The sequence below is a fragment of the Streptomyces panaciradicis genome (assembly GCF_023516615.1).
Taxonomy (GTDB): Bacteria; Actinomycetota; Actinomycetes; order Streptomycetales; family Streptomycetaceae; genus Streptomyces; species Streptomyces panaciradicis.
Map to the genome: position 1 here is coordinate 117,224 of NZ_JAMGBF010000001.1, position 17,170 is coordinate 134,393.

Here is a 17,170-nt window from a genome sequence, read left to right on the forward strand (position 1 = left end):
CCAGCGCTGGCATGATCGCGTCAGTTGCCTGCATGTCCCGAGCAACCGCAAAGGGCAGCAATCCACGCCCACCCTTTACACGCCGCCTGTGGAAGGACTCATATGCCTCGCCGCACCCGTGCAGCAGGACTGAGCTTCCTGTGCGCTGCCATGGCCTTCCCCCTCGCCGCGTGCACATCAGACCACTCGGACACCAGGCAGGCTCCGCCGCCTCGGCGTTCCCCCTCGCCCAGCGTGGCAACGGCAACCGCCGCGCCGAACACTGCACGACCCTTCGTGCTGAAGCCGCCCGAGCTGGACGCCGACGAGACTCTCGCCGGCCGAAAGGAAATGACCAGCGGGAATGCCGGCATCGCCTACAGCAAGGGCAGGAAAGGCGACGCCCTCATCGTGGCAGTGAGCTGCCGGGGCGAAGGGAAGATCAAGGTTGTCGTGCGGTCCGCACACGTCTCCTTCGCACAGCCGTGCGTCGCCGACAAGAACAGCACCAACTACAACCAGGTTGACCTGACAGGGGCAGATCGAAACGGCGTCGCCTCGGTCGAAGCGCCCTCGGCCGTGCGTTGGTCCCTGACCATCGGCCATGGCGCACCTGTGCAGGAAGGGTCACCCGAGAAGAGCTGAGAGGTTGCCAATGCGGCTGAACAGCCGGGTTCAACACCGCAGTTGAGGCGAAGTGGCCCAAACCGACGCAGTCACCCGGTGCCCTGTCGTCGACAGCGCCGAGAAACCGTTTTGCCGTACAACCACAGGCTGCTCTCATGAATCCTCTATCCCGGTAGGACTGCCTGTGGGGCAGCCACGTGCCCGCGGGGGGACTCAGTGAGCAGTGTCGGAAGGTCGCGTCTGGCCGCCGCAACCGCGGTGGTGACCGTGATGACAGGCGGTCTCGCCGCGGTGGCCACCTCGTCGGCGTCGGCGTCGGCGTCGGCGTCCGTGTCCGCCTCCGCGTCGGCGGCGGCCTGCGCGACGAACACCTACACCCGGCAGGTCTTCGCGAACACCGCCTTCTCGGGTGCGGCGAAGCGCACGGACTGCGACACGGCGGTCAGCGAGAACTGGGCCGCCGACTCGCCCGGCGTCTCCGGCGTCGGCAAGGACGACTTCGGCGTCCGCTGGACCGTGACCCGTGACTTCGGCTCAGGGGGGCCCTTCACGTTCGCCGCGTCCGGGCAGGACGGCATCCGTGTGTACCTCGACGGCACGCGCGAGATCGACCTGTGGAAGAACGGCACCAGTACCGTCTCCCAGACCGTCAACCTGACCATCCCCCAGGGCACGCACACCATCCGTGTCGACTACGTCAACTGGACCGGCTCCGCCGCCGTCAAGTTCGCCTACACGCCCAGCGCTTCGGGCCCGGACAACGTCGCCCCGCTCGCACCGACCGGGGCCAGGGTGGCGTACGACGAGCACGCCGGCTCCGCGACCGTCACCTGGGCGCCCAACAAGGAGATGGACCTCGCCGCCTATCCGTATCAGGTCTACCGAGAGATCGCGGACGGCGGCTGGATCTCCATGGGGCCGACCAACAAGACCACCTGGACCGACCCGGACGTGGCAACCGACGGCACGCCGCGCCGCTACGCCGTCCAGGCCACCGACCGTGTGGGGAACGTGTCCGAGCGGACCCCCGTCCTGATGGTCACCCCGCCCGACACCATCGTTCCGACGGCCCCCGTCCTCGCCGTGGCCCACAAGCCGGGAACGGCCAGTTCCCTCAACGTCAGCTGGTACCAGCCCGGCGAAGGCACGCTGCACGAGCTGCGCACCGGCGGCACCCTCAAGCTCTACCGCTCCACCGGCGAAATCCTCGGCGACAGCCCCGAACTCCTCGCCACGGTGACGGCGGCCTCACCGTCGATCGACACCTTCACGGACGACCTGTCGGCCTTCGACGGCACCACCTACACCTACGCCGCCGTGGTCACCGACGCCGCCGGCAATTCGTCCCCGATGTCGGAGCCGGTCACCGTAACTCCCGACAGCGTTCCCCCGCCCGCGCTCACCGGCCTGACCGCGACCCCGCGTGCGGACGGCATCGTGCTGAGCTGGGACGCCCCCGCCGAGAGCGGCCTGCGCTACGTCGCCGCCCGCATCGTCCAGCGGTCCGACGGCAGCATCCACTACGACACCACCGGGTGCAGCGATGCCGCCTCGGTGTTCCCGGAGCGGGACGTACCGAACGCGCTGCTGTGCGCGGGACCTCTGGACGGCGAGACGGTCACCTTCCTCGTCGCGGCGCTCGACCGCTGGGACAACCACATCGCCTGGGCCGACGCCTCCACGGTCACCGTCACCGAACCCGACAACAGGCCCGACGAGGCCCGCGGCGCGGACACCGGCCCGCTCACCATCGCCAACCCCGAAACCGTGGGCACCGTCGGATACGTCCAGTGGACCTGCGACGAAGTGACCCTCTGCGGCACCGTCACCGAGTACCACCTGGACAAGTGGGACCCGTCCACCCACACCTACGAACGAGTCAGCACGGTCGCGAGCTCCAAGGGCCCCCTCTACAAGGCCTACGTGCCGCGGATCCACGGCGATACGACGTACTTCCGGATCACCGCAGTCCTTGCCGACGGCACAACCGCCGCTGTGACGTACGGCGCCGGAGCCTACGGCCTCTCACTGTGAGGTGCGGGGTGCCGCGAGCCCTGTCGGGCACGACGCCCCCACTTCGTCCCGGACGGGTCCCCTAGCTTGACCCCGGTCCCACCGATCCCGCAGTACCCCGCCGGGTTCTTGTCCAGGTACTGCTGGTGCCTGTGCTTAGTTGCTCATCGCTCGATGTGGCTGGGGTCTGGCCAGGCTGAGATTGGCTCGTCAGCAACCGAGTAGATCTCCAGGAGTGACAGGTAACCGTCCTCTGTGCAGACCATCACACCAGCCGTGTGCGGGTCGGTGTACCCCGCTTCCACGGCCGGATTGCCATGTGACTGCGCGGGAGCCACGGCCGTACGGTCCACCTCTAGATCGACCGTTGCACAGCCGCAGCCGCACCTGCCCACCACCCGGGTATGGAGAACCTGGGCCAGCAGGGCCACGCTAACCGGATCTGAGCCGGACAGCAGCGCCCGCAGGGTTGCCGTGACGTCGGGCGGCAGTGGCTCAGTCATCCGTCATCGCCAAGCCGATCGGGCAAGAGACTCCTGTCCCGCCCAACCCGCAGTACCCGTCCGGGTTTTTGCTGCCCGAGAGGTACTGCTGGTGGTACCCCTCCGCCGGATAGAACGGGCGGGCCTGCGCCGGCAGGATCTCCGTCGTGATCGTGCCGTGGCCCGCGCCGGTCAGGACGCGTTGGTAGGCCTCGCGGGAGGCCTCGGCGGCCCTGGCCTGTTCGGGGGTGTGGGTGTGGATCGCCGAGCGGTACTGGGTGCCCACGTCGTTGCCCTGGCGGAAGCCCTGGGTCGGGTCGTGGGACTCCCAGAAGGTCTTCAGGAGGCGTTCGTACGATATGACCTCGGGGTCGAAGACCACGCGGACCACCTCGGTGTGGCCGGTCAGGCCGGAGCAGACCTCCTCGTAGGTGGGGTGCTCCGTGTAGCCGCCCTGGTAGCCGACCAGGGTGGTCCACACCCCGGCCGGAAGCTGCCAGAACTTGCGCTCCGCGCCCCAGAAGCAGCCCAGGGCGAAGTCGGCGACCTCCAGGCCCTCGGGGTAGGGACCCAGGAGCGGGGTGCCGAGGACGGTGTGCCGGTCGGGGACCGTGAAGATCGGCTCCGGACGGCCCTGGAGAGCCTGCTCGGGGGTGGGGAGCTGCGGTGAACGGCTGTACAGGAACATGCGGTCTCCAAGCGAGGGGCCGAGGGTTCGCTGCCGTCAACATGCCGCGGCGGGGCGGCATTCCGCCGTGGCCGGTCAGTGCGGCAGCGTCGCCGGGCTGCCGCCGTTCGCCTCGTAGCCCGCGACCGCCAGCGCGCGGTACACCGCGAACTCGGCGGCCGGGTCGGCGGACAGGGTCCAGGGCAGGGCCCCGACGTGTCCGTCGATGTGTATGAGCTGGTTCATCGCCTCGCCCCAGCGCTCGGCCCGCACCAGGAAGAACACCAGCAGGTGCCGCACGTGCGCCAGCATCGGGTCGTCGGGGCGGGCCGAGTGGACCGCATGCAGGGCGCCGTGGATCGCCTTGGTCACGACCTCGCTCTGGTAGAAGCCGCGGACCAGGTTCACCTCGGGCAGGTGCTCGAAGACCGCGAACAGCGGCATGGCGGCGAGGAGGGAACCGCGCGGGGCGCGGGCGGCCGCGGCCTCCGCGAAGGCGTACGCCTGCTCGCGCGAGCCGTGCCACTTCTCGCACCAGTAGTGCAGGGCCGCCAGGTGCGCGCCCATGTGGGACGGGGCGCGGTCCAGGATCTTCAGCCACAGCTGATCGAACTCCGGCTCCGAGTAGCCGAGTCCGCGGGCCACCGACAGCTCGACGATGTACGGGACCGGGTCGCCGGGGGCGAGCAGCGCCGCGTCCCCGCAGGCCGCCGACGCCTCCTCCATGATGATCCGGAACTCGTCCGTGCCCGGCGTCGACGTCCGCCACGCCTGCTGCACCAGGAACTCGGCGTGCACGGCCGCACCGCCGGCGTCCTTGGGCTGCTCGGCCCGCCACACCCGCAGCCACTGCCCGCCCGGCACCTCGCCGACCCCGCCCGGCCGCTCCTTCAGCTCCAGCGACGCGGCGCCCGCGAAGGCCTGCACGCGCTGCCAGCGCAGCTCGCCCTCCGCCTCGGTGCCCGCGAGCAGCTGGGAGGCCGCCCGGTAGTCCTGCGTGCGCTGCACCAGGTCCAGCACGTCCAGCAGGTCGTGGTCGGGGCCGGGCATGCGGACGTCCAGCTCCTCCTCGCGCACGAAGCCGTAGTCCGCGGGGTCCGCGGCGTCCGGGTGGCCGGCCGGGACCTGCTCGATCATGCCCCGCCGGCGTCGCATGACCGGGAGCAGCACGAAGCCCAGCATGGCGACCGCGACCAGGACCCAGAGAATCTCCATGCCTCAAGCGTTCCAGACGCCTCGGACAAATGGCGAACCGGTCCGCCGACCTGTGGACAACCCGACGCCACGGGGTTCGGGACCGCCGCGGCGTCCGTCCGGCCGAAGCGCCTGCGCCACCGAGGGAAAACCCGCCGGTCCCGCCTCCCGAGCCCCGTCGTCCGGCGCCCGTCCCGCGAGCGCACTACGCTCGGTCCCCATGAGCGACAGGCATATCAGTCAGCACTTCGAGACCCTCGCGATCCACGCGGGCAACACCGCCGATCCCCTCACCGGCGCCGTCGTCCCGCCGATCTACCAGGTCTCGACCTACAAGCAGGACGGCGTCGGCGGTCTGCGCGGCGGCTACGAGTACAGCCGCAGCGCCAACCCCACCAGGACCGCTCTGGAGGAGAACCTGGCGGCCCTCGAGGGCGGCCGCCGCGGTCTCGCGTTCGCGTCCGGACTGGCGGCCGAGGACTGCCTGTTGCGTACGCTGCTCAGCCCCGGCGACCACGTGGTCATCCCCAACGACGCCTACGGCGGCACGTTCCGTCTCTTCGCCAAGGTCGTCTCCCGGTGGGGCGTGGAGTGGTCGGTGGCCGACACCAGCGACCCGTCCGCCGTGCGGGCCGCCATCACCCCGAAGACCAAGGCCGTGTGGGTGGAGACCCCCTCCAACCCGCTGCTCGGCATCACCGACATCGCCGCCGTCGCCCAGGTCGCCCGGGACGCGGGTGCGAGGCTCGTCGTGGACAACACCTTCGCCACGCCGTACCTGCAGCAGCCGCTGTCGCTCGGCGCGGACGTCGTCGTGCACTCCCTGACCAAGTACATGGGCGGCCACTCGGACGTGGTCGGCGGCGCCCTGGTCGTCTCCGACGAGACGCTCGGCGAGGAGCTCGCCTACCACCAGAACGCGATGGGCGCGGTCGCCGGGCCCTTCGACTCCTGGCTGGTGCTGCGCGGCACCAAGACGCTGTCGGTGCGCATGGACCGGCACAGCGAGAACGCCACCAAGGTCGCCGAGATGCTCACCCGGCACGCGCGCGTGACGCGTGTGCTCTACCCGGGCCTGGAGGACCACCCCGGTCACGAGGTCGCCGCCAAGCAGATGCGGGCCTTCGGCGGCATGGTGTCGTTCCAGGTCGAGGGCGGGGAGGAGGCGGCCGTCGAGGTCTGCAACCGCGCCAAGATCTTCACGCTCGGCGAGTCCCTGGGCGGCGTCGAGTCGCTGATCGAGCACCCGGGGCGGATGACGCACGCGTCCACGGCCGGCTCGCTCCTGGAGGTGCCCGGCGATCTCGTGCGGCTCTCGGTCGGCATCGAGAACGTCGACGACCTCCTGGAGGACCTGCAGCAGGCGCTCGGCTGACCGCCCGCTCACCAGCCCGTGTACGGGGGAGTCGTCTGCGAGGGCGGCTCCACCCACGGGCGGGCCGTCAGCGCCCACACCACGAACGCGACCGTGGCGGCGCACAGCAGCAGCCACATCAGACGCCGGACGATCCTCCTGCGGCGCAGCATCCGGGCGCCGCGCCGCATGACGTCGGCGTACAGCTCGGGCGGCACGGGCGGCGGTTCCCGCTCCATGAGCCGGCGCACGGTGGCCTCACGCTCGGGCCGATTCACGCCGCGCCTCCCCGAATGCGCGCCCGCAGGCTCCTGAAACGGGCCGTCACGCCCGAGCGCCCGCGCCTCATGACGGCGCCACCTTCGCGCTGATGACCGGTGCGGGCCTGCCGGGTGCCGGGTGCAGCAGGGATGTCGTCGCGCGGTCGCAGATGGAGCGCACGCGGTCGACGGGGAGACCGAGCAGCGCCGCCGTCTGCTCCTCGGCGACCCCCTCGTACAGCCTGAGAACCAGGATCAGGCGTTCCTGCGGCGCCAGCCCGGCCAGGGCGCTGTCGGGGTGTGGGCGACTCCGGCCGAAACCGCCGTACTGGTGCCACGCGGCACGCGCGAAGCGGGTGGCGAGATACTGCCGGGCGCGGTCGTACGGGTCCTCCCCGCGCAGCCGGTCCCAGCACGCGTACGTGTGCGCGAGGGCGTGTGTCAGCAGCCGCCGCGCCCGCGGGTTGTCCTCCGGCAGCTCCGCCGTGAGCAGCGTCGCGGCGTGCAGCAGCCGCCCTGCCGCGCCCGCGACGAACGCCTCGAACTCCCGGGCCCGGCGGGCACCTTGGGACACCTGCCGTTGTCGCACCGCGCCTCCCACCCTGACGCGCCCCTGTGGGACCGGGACCCGGCCGCGTACGGCATGCGGAACCGTGTGCGACGGGGGCCCGATCTCATATGAGGCCAGGGGCGGCCTTTCGGTCAAGAGCCGCGCGCCACCCATGCGTGCGAGAGGGGCCGTGCGAGTGTGCGGGAGGCACGGCCCGCCGCCGCGTCGCCCGCGGCGCCTACGACGGCTGCGAAGCCTCCGGAGCCGGTACCCCCTGCACGGTCATCCGGGCGGAGAGGGCGGTGTTGAAGCGCGTGAGGAGCGTGCAGAACGCCTCGCGCTCCTCCGGCGCCCAGTCGTGTGTCAGCTCGGCCATCAACTGACGCCTCGAGGAGCGCACTTCCTCCAGCCGTGACTGCCCGCGTGGGGACAGCTGGAGCACCACCGCGCGCCCGTCCTCGGGGTGGGAGGTGCGCTTGACCAGACCGGTGTCGACGAGCGGAGCCACCTGCCGGGTGACCGTCGAGGAGTCGATGCCCATGCTGGCCGCGAGCGCCTTGACGCCCATGGGGCCCTCGTTGTCGAGGCGGTTGAGCAGCAGGTATGCGGCGCGGTCCATGGAGTTGCGCACCTGCCCGACCCCGCCGAGCCGGGTCTGTTCGGCACGGCGGGCGAAGACCGCCACCTCGTGCTGCAGCGTGTCGAGGAGACCGGTGTCACCGACGGTCGTCATGTCCATCGACATTCCAGGTGTTGTGGGCATGGCCGGAGGCTCGCTTCATGAAGGTGGTCTGTGAATGGGGGACAGAGTACGCGGCCGGGAGGCGGGCCGTACCGGCGCTGCGCAAACCAGTCTCGGACGTTGGTCACACCGGTCGCGCGCGCCTGTGAACTGCGATGCTTGAGTCATGAGCTACAGCACGGCTGACTCCTTGCGGTCCGTCACCCTGGACGACGTACGCGGCGCCCAGAAGATGCTCACGGGCGTGGCGCGGATGACGGCGATGGAGGGCAGCAGGCACCTGTCCCAGCTGGTCGGCGCCCCGGTGCACCTGAAGTGCGAGAACCTCCAGCGGACGGGCTCGTTCAAGCTGCGCGGCGCGTACGTCCGTATCGCCGGGCTGCTGCCGGAGGAGCGGGCCGCCGGGGTCGTCGCGGCGAGCGCCGGCAACCACGCGCAGGGCGTGGCCCTGGCGTCGTCGCTGCTCGGCGTGCGGGCGACGGTGTTCATGCCGAAGGGCGCCCCGCTGCCCAAGATCAGCGCGACGCGCGAGTACGGCGCCGAGGTGCGCCTGCACGGGCAGGTGGTGGACGAGACGCTGGCGGCCGCCCAGGCGTACGCGGCCGAGACGGGCGCGGTGTTCATCCACCCCTTCGACCATCCCGACATCATCGCGGGGCAGGGCACGCTCGGCCTGGAGATCCTGGAGCAGTGCCCGGAGGTGCGGACGATCGTCGTCGGCATCGGCGGCGGCGGGCTGGCGGCGGGTGTCGCGGTCGCCGTGAAGAGCCTGCGGCCGGACGTGCGGATCGTCGGTGTGCAGGCGGAGGGCGCGGCGGCGTACCCGCCCTCGCTCGCGGCCGGGCACCCGGTGTCGATCGGGCATCCGGCGACGATGGCCGACGGCATCAGGGTCGGGCGGCCCGGTGACGTGCCGTTCGGGATCATCGAGGAACTGGTCGACGAGGTCCGCACGGTCACCGAGGACGAGCTGGCCGCCGCGCTGCTGCTGTGCCTGGAGCGGGCCAAGATGGTCGTCGAGCCGGCCGGTGCGAGCCCGGTCGCGGCGCTGCTGAGCGATCCGCGCGCCTTCGAGGGACCGGTCGTGGCGGTGCTGTCCGGCGGCAACGTCGACCCGGTGCTGCTGCAGCGCGTGCTGCGGCACGGCATGGCCGCGCAGGGCCGCTACCTGGCCGTACGGCTGCGGCTGACGGACCGGCCGGGGGCGCTCGCGACGATTCTCGGGGTGTTGTCAGTGGTCGACGCTAACGTCCTCGATGTGAGCCACATTCGGACCGACCCACGGCTCGGGCTCACGGAGGCGGAGGTGGAGCTGCACCTGGAGACGAAGGGGCCGGAGCACTGCGCCGAGGTCGGCCGCGCCCTGCGCGAGGCGGGCTACACGGTCATCGACTGACGCGCCGGGATTTCGCACCGCAGCACCGGAAAACCCCAGTTCAGAAGCCCTTCGTCACCCGTTCGGGAAAATCCGTTGAGACACGCGATACATCGCGTTATGGTGTGTCTCGTGGCCGCTCTTTCGCCGTCCGGCACCCGTCGGGCGGAGCAAAGCACACAAATCCAGGCTTTTTTCGAAGAATCCCCGACGACGTGGAGACTCATATGCCAGGCGCCATCTATGCCGAAGGCCTGGTGAAGACCTTCGGTGACGTAAGGGCTCTGGACGGCGTCGACCTCGATGTCCCCGAGGGCACCGTCCTGGGCCTGCTCGGGCCGAACGGCGCGGGCAAGACCACCACTGTCCGCTGTCTGACCACCCTGCTGCAACCGGATAGCGGCAGGGCCGTCGTCGCGGGCCTCGACGTGCTCAAGCACCCGAACGAGGTGCGCCGCTCGATCGGCCTGTCCGGCCAGTTCGCCGCCGTCGACGAGTACCTGACCGGCCGGGAGAACCTGCAGATGGTCGGGCAGCTCTACCAGATGAAGGCCAAGGCCGCGAAGGCCCGGGCCGACGAGCTGCTGGCCCAGTTCGACCTCACGGACGCCGCCGACCGCACCGCCAAGACGTACTCGGGCGGCATGCGCCGCCGGCTCGACCTCGCCGCCGCCCTGGTCGTCTCCCCGCCCGTGATGTTCATGGACGAACCGACGACCGGCCTCGACCCCCGCAACCGCCAGATGCTGTGGGAGGTCATCAAACAGCTCGTCTCCGGCGGTACGACCCTGCTGCTGACCACGCAGTACCTGGAAGAGGCCGACCACCTCGCCCACGACATCGCGGTCGTCGACCACGGCCGCGTCATCGCCCGCGGCACCTCCGACCAGCTCAAGGCCCGCACCGGCGGCGAGCGCGTCGAGGTCGTGGTGCACGAGCGCGAGCACATCCCCACCGCCCGCGAGGTCCTCGGCGGCTTCGGCAAGGGCGACGTCACCGTCGAGGAGCACACCCGCAAGCTCACCGTCTCCGTCACCGGCGGCGCCAAGCTGCTGGCCGAGATCATCCGGGAACTGGACGTCCGCGGGATCGAGATGGACGACATCGGCCTGCGCCGCCCGACCCTCGACGACGTCTTCCTCTCCCTGACCGGCCATGTGGCCGAGGAGAAACCGGAGGAGAACGGCGCGACGGCGGACGCCCCCGCCAAGGACCGCAAGCAGAAGAAGGAGGCCACCAAGTGAGCGCCGTGACCGACGCCCTCAGGGTCGCGCCGACCGGGAACCCCGTCAGCCAGTCCGTCCGGGACTCCATGGTCGTCGCCAAGCGGAACCTGATCCGCATGTCCCGCATCCCCGAGATGATCATCTACGGGCTCATCCAGCCCATCATGTTCGTGGTGCTGTTCACCTACGTCTTCGGCGGCTCGATGCAGATCGGCGGCAGCACCAGCGCCACCGACTACAAGAACTTCCTGATGGCCGGCATCTTCGCGCAGACCGTCACGTTCGCCACCGCCAGCTCCGGCGCCGGCATCGCCGACGACATGCACAAGGGGCTCATCGACCGCTTCCGCTCCCTGCCCATGGCGCGCGGCGCGGTGCTGACCGGGCGCACGCTCGCCGACCTCGTCCAGACGGCGCTGACCCTCGTCGTCCTCGCGGTGGTCGCGCTCCTGGTCGGCTGGCGGGTCGGGTCGAACGGCCCCACGAACGCCGCCAAGGTCCTCGCTGCCTTCGGCCTGCTGCTCCTGCTCGGCTACGCGTTCACCTGGATCGGCGCCCTGATCGGCATGTCGGTACGCACCCCCGAGGCCGCCACCTCCAGCGGACTGATCTGGCTGTTCCCGGTGACGTTCATCTCCAACGCCTTCGTGGACACCAGCCACATGACCCCGTGGCTGCGCCACATCGCCGAGTGGAACCCCTTCAGCGCCACCGTGCAGGCCTGCCGGGTGCTGTTCGCCAACCCCGGCCAGTCGCAGTCCGGAGCCTGGCCGATGCAGCACCCGGTGTGGGCCTCGCTGATCTACTCCGCCCTGATCATCGTCGTCTTCCGGACCCTCGCGGTACGCAAGTACCGCTCGGCGACGGCCTGAGCGGCCCGCGCGGCCTGAGCGGCCCGCCCGCCCCGCGCGGCGACCGACCGCCGCGCGGAGCGGACACGACCACGCCCCCGGCGCCATGAGGACGCCGGGGGCGGGTCGAGGGCAGGGTGGCCGCGGGAGCGGCCCGATGACCGTCGGGTTAGCCGTTGTAGGGCTCGGCCTTGAGGATCTTCACGGAGGCCTTCTTGCCGTTCGGCAGTTCGTACTCCGCGTCCTCTCCGACCTTGTGGCCGATGACGCCGGAGCCGAGCGGGGACTGCGGCGAGTAGGTCTCGACGTCGGCGCTCGCGTACTCGCGCGAGGCGAGCAGGAACGTCATCGTGTCGTCCTCGTCGCCGTCGAAGGCGATGGTCACGACCATGCCGGGTGCCACGGCGCCGTCCGCCGACTCCGGGGCCTCGCCGACCTTGGCGTTCTCCAGGAGCTGGGTCAGCTGGCGCACACGGAGCTCCTGCTTGCCCTGCTCTTCCTTGGCCGCGTGGTACCCGCCGTTCTCACGCAGGTCGCCCTCCTCGCGCGCGGCCGCGATCTTGGCGGCGATCTCCGTGCGCGCGGGACCAGACAGGTACTCCAGCTCGGCCTTGAGCTGGTTGTACGCCTCCTGGGTCAGCCAGGTGACGTTCTCGCTGGTCTGGGTCACAGGTGCTCCTCGTAGGTACTGGGAATACAAAGCATCGCCCTACCCAGAAGAATGTTCCTTCACGGAAGGGCGAAACCACGAGCCTAACAATTCAGTGGCCGAAGAGGGAGGACATAAGCCATCAGAATTACGTCGACGCAGGTCAGCCGCAATGCATCCGGGTGATGTCAGTCGGCGTGACAGCCCAGCAGCTCGGCCGTGGTGCCCGGAGCCGTCGTACGGAGCGTGACGACCTTGTCGATCCGGGTGGCGCTGCCGTCGAACCGGAAGTCGGCCCGGCCCACCTCGGAGCCGTCCGCGGCCTGGGAGCGGACCGTGCAGTAGCCGGAGGCGCCGGCGTCCTTGCGGACCTCCAGGTGCACCGAGACGGAGCTCTTGTGCGGCTCGAACGTGATCACTTCGCCGCTGATCTTGTTCTGGCCGACGTAGTGGTAGGCGAAGTAGCCGACCAGGACGAGCAGCAGGGTCCCGAGGACGGCACCGGCGATCTTGAGCTTGTGGTCGGCACGCGCGTCCGAGGAGCGGCCGTAGCGGCCCTCGGGCAGCTGAGTGCGCGCCGTGCTCATGATCGTCCTCTCGGTGCGGGGCTCCCTGAGCCGGACCCCGGAATTATTCGCCCCCCGATTCGGTCACTATAGAAGCCTCCCGCCCGCCGCCCGACCACCGCCCCTCAACGACGTCCCTACGGGACGGCACCTGTTGAATTGCCCCCGAAGACACCGGGGCGCCGACTTTACGAGGATTGAGTCTTGACTGACCAGCTGCGACTGATGGCCGTGCACGCCCACCCCGACGACGAGTCGAGCAAGGGCGCGGCCACCATGGCGAAGTACGTGTCCGAGGGAGTGGACGTGCTGGTCGTGACCTGCACCGGTGGGGAGCGCGGTTCCATCCTCAATCCGAAGCTGCAGGGCGACAAGTACATCGAGGAGCACATCCACGAGGTACGCAAGAAGGAGATGGACGAGGCCCGCGAGATCCTCGGCGTCAAGCAGGAGTGGCTCGGCTTCGTCGACTCCGGCCTGCCGGAGGGCGACCCGCTGCCGCCGCTGCCCGAGGGCTGCTTCGCCCTGGAGGACGTCGACAAGGCGGCGGGCGAGCTGGTCAAGCAGATCCGCTCCTTCCGGCCGCAGGTGATCACCACCTACGACGAGAACGGCGGCTACCCGCACCCCGACCACATCATGACCCACAAGATCTCGATGGTGGCGTTCGAGGGCGCGGCGGACACCGAGAAGTACCCGGAGGCCGAGTTCGGCCCGGCGTACCAGCCGCAGAAGCTGTACTACAACCAGGGCTTCAACCGCCCGCGCACCGAGGCGCTGCACAACGCGCTGCTGGAGCGCGGCCTGGAGTCGCCGTACGGGGACTGGCTCAAGCGCTGGAAGGAGTTCGAGCGGGTCGAGCGCACGCTGACCACGCACGTCCCGTGCGCCGACTTCTTCGAGATCCGCGACAAGGCCCTGATCGCGCACGCCACGCAGATCGACCCCGACGGCGGCTGGTTCAAGGTCCCGATGGAGATCCAGAAGGAGGTCTGGCCGACGGAGGAGTACGAGCTGGCGAAGTCGCTCGTGGACACCTCCCTCCCCGAGGACGACCTCTTCGCGGGCATCCGCGACAATGCCTGACATGAGCGCAAGCGTGAGCCTGGCAGTGACGCACCTCGTCCCCCTCGCCAAGGAGGTGGACGAGAACAAGGTCACCCCCGGCGTCCTCGGTTTCATCGTCTTCGCGGTGATGGCCCTGGCGGTGTGGGGGCTGATGAAGTCCATGAGCAAGCACATGGGCAAGGTGAAGTTCGAGGAGCCCGCGGACTCCGAGGAGAAGGCCTCCACCAAGGCGTCCGGCAAGGGCTCCGCGGCCTGACCCGCCGACGGTGGCGGGGCTGACGGACGTCAGTCCTGCCGCACGGCCACCGGCACGCCCATCACCTCCCGCGCGTGCCGGCCGGGCACCATGCCCAGGCGCCAGGCCTGCCAGCCCGTGTCCAGATCGACGCCCCGCTCCAGCAGGAGCCGGTAGGCCTCGATGCAGTCGCCCAGCTTCTCGTCCCGCAGAGGGTGGCTCGCGCGGGAGAGCTGGGCGAGCTCCTCCTGGGCGACCGCGGTGCCGATCTCGACGCCGCCGGCAGCGCCGTAGGGCAGCAGGGTGCAGCGCAGGAAGCGGGCCCAGTCCTCGCCGCGCAGGTCGCCGTAGGACGCGAACAGGTCGATGGCCTCGTCGCACAGGGCCAGTGCCTGGGGCGTACGGGCGTTGCCCGCGTCGACGACCGCCAGTTCCAGGCAGGTCCAGGCCTCGCCGTGGGCGACGCCGATGCGCTGGAAGTCGGCACGGGCGTCGACCAGGAGCTGTCTGGCGAAGCCGGAGTTGCGCAGCGAGCCGGTCTGCGCGGCCCGCTGGTCGCGGGTGACGCGCGCCGAGTGGTGGCGGGCGCAGGCCAGGCCGTAGACGTCCCGCATCCGGGAGAACATCGTGCGGGAGCGTTCCAGCTCGCGCACGGCCAGGTCGAGGTTGCCCGTCTCCTCCAGCGCCTGGCCCAGGTAGTAGACCGTCCAGGCCTCGCCGCGCGCGTCCTCGTTCTCGCGGTGGCGGGCAGCCGCCTGGCGCAGGCCGTCCACGGCCGGCGAAGGGTCGCCGGCGACCAGGCGGGCGCGGGCGAGCTGGGTCAGGGCCCAGGCCTCGCCGCGGGCGTCGCGGGTGCGGCCGTAGCGGTCGAGGGCCGCGCGCAGCTCCGACTCCGCGCGCGGGACGTCGCCCATGCGCAGGCTCAGCTGGCCCAGCTGGAAGTGCGCCCAGGCCTCGCCGTGCACCGACTCGCCCTCGCGGTGCCCGACCAGGGAGCGGGTGAGCAGGTCCAGGGCCTCGGCGACGCGGCCGCGGTCGCGCTCCACCGCCGCCAGGGCGTGCATCGTCCAGGCGCGGTCCGTGGCCAGTTCGGGCGCGGACTGCAGGTCCAGGGCCTCGCGGAGCTTGGCCGCCGCCTCGGTCAGGTGGCCCTGGTGGTGGAGGGTGATGCCGAGGGAGCACAGGGCGCGGGCGGCGCCCGCGTCGTGATGCGCCTCCAGGTAGAGGTCGACGACGGACGACAGGGTGGTGCGCGCCTTGTCCAGTTCGCCGAGCTGACGGGCCGCGATGCCCGTGCGCCACTGCACCGAGCGGACCAGCAGGCCCTGGTCGACGGCCTGCGCCAGCTCGCTGATCTCGCCCAGGCGGTACAGGTCGCCGCGCAGCAGGCAGTAGTCGCACAGGGCGCCGAGCAGATTGAGGACCGCCGCCTGGTTCACGCCCTCCGCGTGCCGCAGGGTGGAGGTGATGAAGCTCGACTCGTCGTCCAGCCAGCGCAGCGCCTCCTCCAGCGAGGTGAAGCCGTGCGGGCCGAAGCGGTCCGAGCGGGTCGACATGTTGCCGTCGACCAGGCGCAGCACGGAGTCCGCGAGCTCGGCGTAGTTGACGATCAGCCGTTCCTGCGCCGCCGTGCGCTCGGCCGGCTCCTCCTCGTCGAGCAGCCGGGCCTGGGCGAAGGCCCGCACCAGGTCGTGCAGGCGGTAGCGGCTGCCGCGGACGTGGTCGATCAGGCCCGCGCGGGACAGCGCGGCCAGTTGGCGGCCGGCCTCGGTCTCGTCGGTGGCGAGGAGGGCGGCTGCGGCCGCGGCGCCGAGGGAGGCCCGGCCGGCCAGGGCGAGGCGGCGCAGCAGCCGGCGGCCCGTGTCGGACTGGTCGGTGTAGCGCAGCCACAGGGCGCGCTCGGTGGGCTCGACCGGGCCGTACGCGCCGAGGTCCGTGGCCAGCCGGCGCGGGGAGCGCGGGCCCAGTGACGAGCCGGCGATGCGCAGGGCCAGCGGCAGGCCGCCGCACAACTCCCGGATGCGCTCGGCGGACTGGGCGTCGTAGGGCTCGGTCCGCTCCTGGGCCGCGGCGTCCAGGAGTTCCTCGGCGCCCGCCGCGTCGAGGGCCTCGACCGGCAGCTCGTGCACCCACGCCTGGAGGCCGGAGGGCAGGGTGAGGGGCTCGCGGGTGGTGACCAGGACCAGGCTGTCGGAGCGTTCGGGGACCAGCGCGCGGACCTGCTCGGGGTCGGAGGCGTCGTCCAGGACGATCGTGACGGGAAGCCCCTTGAGGTGCTGGTGGTACAGCTCGCTCAGTCGCTTGACCTGCTGGTCGGCGGAGGACCGCTCGCGGAACAGCAGTTGTTCGCGGGGTGCGCCGAGGCGGTTGAGGAGGTGGAGCAGGGCGTCCCGGGTGGACAGCGGGGTCTCCTCCGGGCTGCCGCCGCGCAGGTCGACGACGCAGGCGCCGCGGAAGTGGTCCTTGAGGTCGTGGGCGGCGCGCACGGCGAGGGCCGTGCGGCCGCTGCCGGGGGCGCCGTGCAGCACGACGACCGTCGGGCGGGTCTCCGTGCTGGCCCGGGAGGCCTGCACCCACTGCCGGATCCGGGCCATCTCCTGCCGCCGGCCGGCGAACGTGCCCTCGGGGGAGGGGAGCTGGCCGAACGACTGCTGCAGCACGGTCCGCCCGCGGGCCGCGGCGCTCTTGTCCGCGCCCTTCAGCCGCGGGCCGCTCTGCTTCGGCCCCGTGGAAGCGGCCAGCACCCGCTGCTGGTCGAGGAAGGGGCGGATGCCGCGCACCTCCAGTGCCGTCAGCCACTGCAGGCGCAGCTGCTCGGCGCCGCCCGGCTGGTGGGCGGCACCGGCGTGGTGGTGTGCGTCGGGCAGATGGGAGCCGGCGACCTTGACGACCGTCGTCGCGGCGGCCACGACCCCGACGGTCGCGCCCGCCCCGACCGCCGTGCCGGCGCCGGTGCCGAAGGCGAGGTCGGCGACGGCGGCCGCGATCGCGGCGACGGCCGCCACCAGCAGGGGAGTTCCGGCCCCTTCGCGCGCGTACCGCTGGGCGAAGGTGAGCCGTCCGGCGTCCGCCTCGTCCAGCGCGCGGGTGTACGCCGCGTACTCCTCGGCGGCCGTCTCCGCCATCGCGTCGAGGGCTCCGCGCGCCCGCGACAGCAGGACGCCCCCGTCGGTGCGGCCGCCGGAGCGCCGTACCTCCTCCTCCACGGCCCGAGCCAACAGCCGCTCGGCCTCCGCCCGATGGCCGTCCCGCATGTCGCTTCCCCCTCCGGCGCCAACTCCTGTGCCTATGAGTGTCCTTCGCCGGGGGCGCGAGCGACAGAGGGCCGCGAT

General features: G+C 71.2%; 16 protein-coding genes and 1 pseudogene. 8 read left to right on the plus strand and 9 right to left on the minus strand.

Going from position 1 to position 17,170, the window contains the following annotated elements; translation table 11 throughout:
• Positions 1–234 precede the first annotated feature (234 nt).
• On the plus strand, positions 235–624 hold the full coding sequence (locus M8J74_RS00590) for a hypothetical protein (RefSeq protein ID WP_249834494.1): 390 nt from the start codon (positions 235–237) through the stop codon (positions 622–624).
• A 252-nt stretch (positions 625–876) separates the two neighbouring features.
• Positions 877–2,640 (plus strand): PA14 domain-containing protein, encoded by a 1,764-nt coding sequence (locus M8J74_RS00595; RefSeq protein WP_249834495.1) that lies wholly within the window; start codon positions 877–879, stop codon positions 2,638–2,640.
• On the opposite strand, the pseudogene M8J74_RS00600 reads toward M8J74_RS00595, so the two are convergent.
• The 3 genes and pseudogenes from M8J74_RS00600 to M8J74_RS00610 all read right to left on the minus strand — a co-directional run.
• Positions 2,632–2,768, minus strand: a pseudogene (locus tag M8J74_RS00600) (peptide-methionine (S)-S-oxide reductase MsrA); the annotation flags it as partial. The gene M8J74_RS00595 and the pseudogene M8J74_RS00600 sit on opposite strands and share 9 nt — an antisense overlap.
• A 346-nt stretch (positions 2,769–3,114) precedes the next feature.
• Positions 3,115–3,789: a peptide-methionine (S)-S-oxide reductase MsrA gene (gene msrA / locus M8J74_RS00605; protein ID WP_249834496.1), complete on the minus strand. Its 675-nt coding sequence runs from the start codon at positions 3,787–3,789 to the stop codon at positions 3,115–3,117.
• A gap of 75 nt (positions 3,790–3,864) precedes the next feature.
• On the minus strand, positions 3,865–4,983 hold the full coding sequence (locus tag M8J74_RS00610) for a hypothetical protein (protein WP_249834497.1): 1,119 nt from the start codon (positions 4,981–4,983) through the stop codon (positions 3,865–3,867).
• A gap of 199 nt (positions 4,984–5,182) precedes the next feature.
• Between M8J74_RS00610 and M8J74_RS00615 the strand changes: the two genes are divergently transcribed.
• The gene (locus M8J74_RS00615) at positions 5,183–6,337 is read left to right on the plus strand and encodes a cystathionine gamma-synthase (protein WP_249834498.1); all 1,155 of its coding nucleotides are present in this window, start codon (positions 5,183–5,185) and stop codon (positions 6,335–6,337) included.
• Between the two features lie 8 nt (positions 6,338–6,345).
• On the opposite strand, the gene M8J74_RS00620 is transcribed toward M8J74_RS00615, so the two are convergent.
• The 3 genes from M8J74_RS00620 to M8J74_RS00630 form a co-directional block, all read right to left on the minus strand.
• Complete coding sequence (locus M8J74_RS00620) at positions 6,346–6,594, minus strand: hypothetical protein (RefSeq protein WP_058923541.1); 249 nt, start codon at positions 6,592–6,594, stop codon at positions 6,346–6,348.
• Positions 6,595–6,661: 67 nt separating this feature from the next.
• Entirely contained in the window at positions 6,662–7,165 is a 504-nt protein-coding gene (locus M8J74_RS00625; RefSeq protein WP_249834499.1) for a sigma factor-like helix-turn-helix DNA-binding protein, read from the minus strand.
• A 199-nt stretch (positions 7,166–7,364) separates the two neighbouring features.
• Positions 7,365–7,871, minus strand: coding sequence for a MarR family winged helix-turn-helix transcriptional regulator (locus tag M8J74_RS00630; RefSeq protein ID WP_249834616.1), 507 nt, complete (start codon positions 7,869–7,871; stop codon positions 7,365–7,367).
• 163 nt (positions 7,872–8,034) lie between these two features.
• Between M8J74_RS00630 and ilvA the strand changes: the two genes are divergently transcribed.
• The 3 genes from ilvA (at position 8,035) to M8J74_RS00645 (ending at position 11,341) form a co-directional block, all read left to right on the plus strand.
• On the plus strand, positions 8,035–9,264 hold the full coding sequence (gene ilvA / locus M8J74_RS00635; protein ID WP_249834500.1) for a threonine ammonia-lyase: 1,230 nt from the start codon (positions 8,035–8,037) through the stop codon (positions 9,262–9,264).
• Between the two features lie 206 nt (positions 9,265–9,470).
• On the plus strand, positions 9,471–10,487 hold the full coding sequence (locus M8J74_RS00640; protein ID WP_249834501.1) for an ATP-binding cassette domain-containing protein: 1,017 nt from the start codon (positions 9,471–9,473) through the stop codon (positions 10,485–10,487).
• A complete protein-coding gene (locus tag M8J74_RS00645; protein ID WP_058923537.1) occupies positions 10,484–11,341 on the plus strand; it encodes an ABC transporter permease in 858 nt (285 codons plus the stop codon). Before M8J74_RS00640 ends, M8J74_RS00645 begins: the two co-directional genes overlap by 4 nt.
• A 148-nt stretch (positions 11,342–11,489) precedes the next feature.
• On the opposite strand, the gene greA is transcribed toward M8J74_RS00645, so the two are convergent.
• Both greA and M8J74_RS00655 read right to left on the minus strand, forming a co-directional pair.
• Complete coding sequence (gene greA / locus M8J74_RS00650) at positions 11,490–11,990, minus strand: transcription elongation factor GreA (protein ID WP_058923536.1); 501 nt, start codon at positions 11,988–11,990, stop codon at positions 11,490–11,492.
• Positions 11,991–12,157: 167 nt separating this feature from the next.
• Positions 12,158–12,556: a DUF4307 domain-containing protein gene (locus M8J74_RS00655; protein ID WP_249834502.1), complete on the minus strand. Its 399-nt coding sequence runs from the start codon at positions 12,554–12,556 to the stop codon at positions 12,158–12,160.
• Between the two features lie 183 nt (positions 12,557–12,739).
• On the opposite strand from M8J74_RS00655, the gene mca reads away from it, so the two are divergent.
• Both mca and M8J74_RS00665 read left to right on the plus strand, forming a co-directional pair.
• On the plus strand, positions 12,740–13,621 hold the full coding sequence (mca, locus tag M8J74_RS00660; RefSeq protein ID WP_249834503.1) for a mycothiol conjugate amidase Mca: 882 nt from the start codon (positions 12,740–12,742) through the stop codon (positions 13,619–13,621).
• Positions 13,614–13,859, plus strand: a complete 246-nt coding sequence (locus M8J74_RS00665) for a hypothetical protein (RefSeq protein ID WP_058923533.1) — start codon at positions 13,614–13,616, stop codon at positions 13,857–13,859. The genes mca and M8J74_RS00665 overlap by 8 nt, the downstream gene beginning before the upstream one ends.
• A gap of 29 nt (positions 13,860–13,888) precedes the next feature.
• Here M8J74_RS00665 and M8J74_RS00670 read toward each other — a convergent pair whose 3' ends face one another.
• Positions 13,889–17,092 (minus strand): tetratricopeptide repeat protein, encoded by a 3,204-nt coding sequence (locus M8J74_RS00670; RefSeq protein WP_249834504.1) that lies wholly within the window; start codon positions 17,090–17,092, stop codon positions 13,889–13,891.
• Positions 17,093–17,170: the final 78 nt, after the last annotated feature.

Coding starts and splice junctions, on each gene's coding strand:
- M8J74_RS00670 (WP_249834504.1), bottom strand. CDS start 17,092: ATGCGGGACGGCCATCGGGCGGAGGCCGAGCGGCTGTTGGCTCGGGCC.
- M8J74_RS00630 (WP_249834616.1), bottom strand. CDS start 7,871: ATGTCGATGGACATGACGACCGTCGGTGACACCGGTCTCCTCGACACG.
- msrA (WP_249834496.1), bottom strand. CDS start 3,789: ATGTTCCTGTACAGCCGTTCACCGCAGCTCCCCACCCCCGAGCAGGCT.
- M8J74_RS00595 (WP_249834495.1), top strand. CDS start 877: ATGACAGGCGGTCTCGCCGCGGTGGCCACCTCGTCGGCGTCGGCGTCG.
- M8J74_RS00655 (WP_249834502.1), bottom strand. CDS start 12,556: ATGAGCACGGCGCGCACTCAGCTGCCCGAGGGCCGCTACGGCCGCTCC.
- M8J74_RS00640 (WP_249834501.1), top strand. CDS start 9,471: ATGCCAGGCGCCATCTATGCCGAAGGCCTGGTGAAGACCTTCGGTGAC.
- M8J74_RS00665 (WP_058923533.1), top strand. CDS start 13,614: ATGCCTGACATGAGCGCAAGCGTGAGCCTGGCAGTGACGCACCTCGTC.
- M8J74_RS00610 (WP_249834497.1), bottom strand. CDS start 4,983: ATGGAGATTCTCTGGGTCCTGGTCGCGGTCGCCATGCTGGGCTTCGTG.
- ilvA (WP_249834500.1), top strand. CDS start 8,035: ATGAGCTACAGCACGGCTGACTCCTTGCGGTCCGTCACCCTGGACGAC.
- M8J74_RS00615 (WP_249834498.1), top strand. CDS start 5,183: ATGAGCGACAGGCATATCAGTCAGCACTTCGAGACCCTCGCGATCCAC.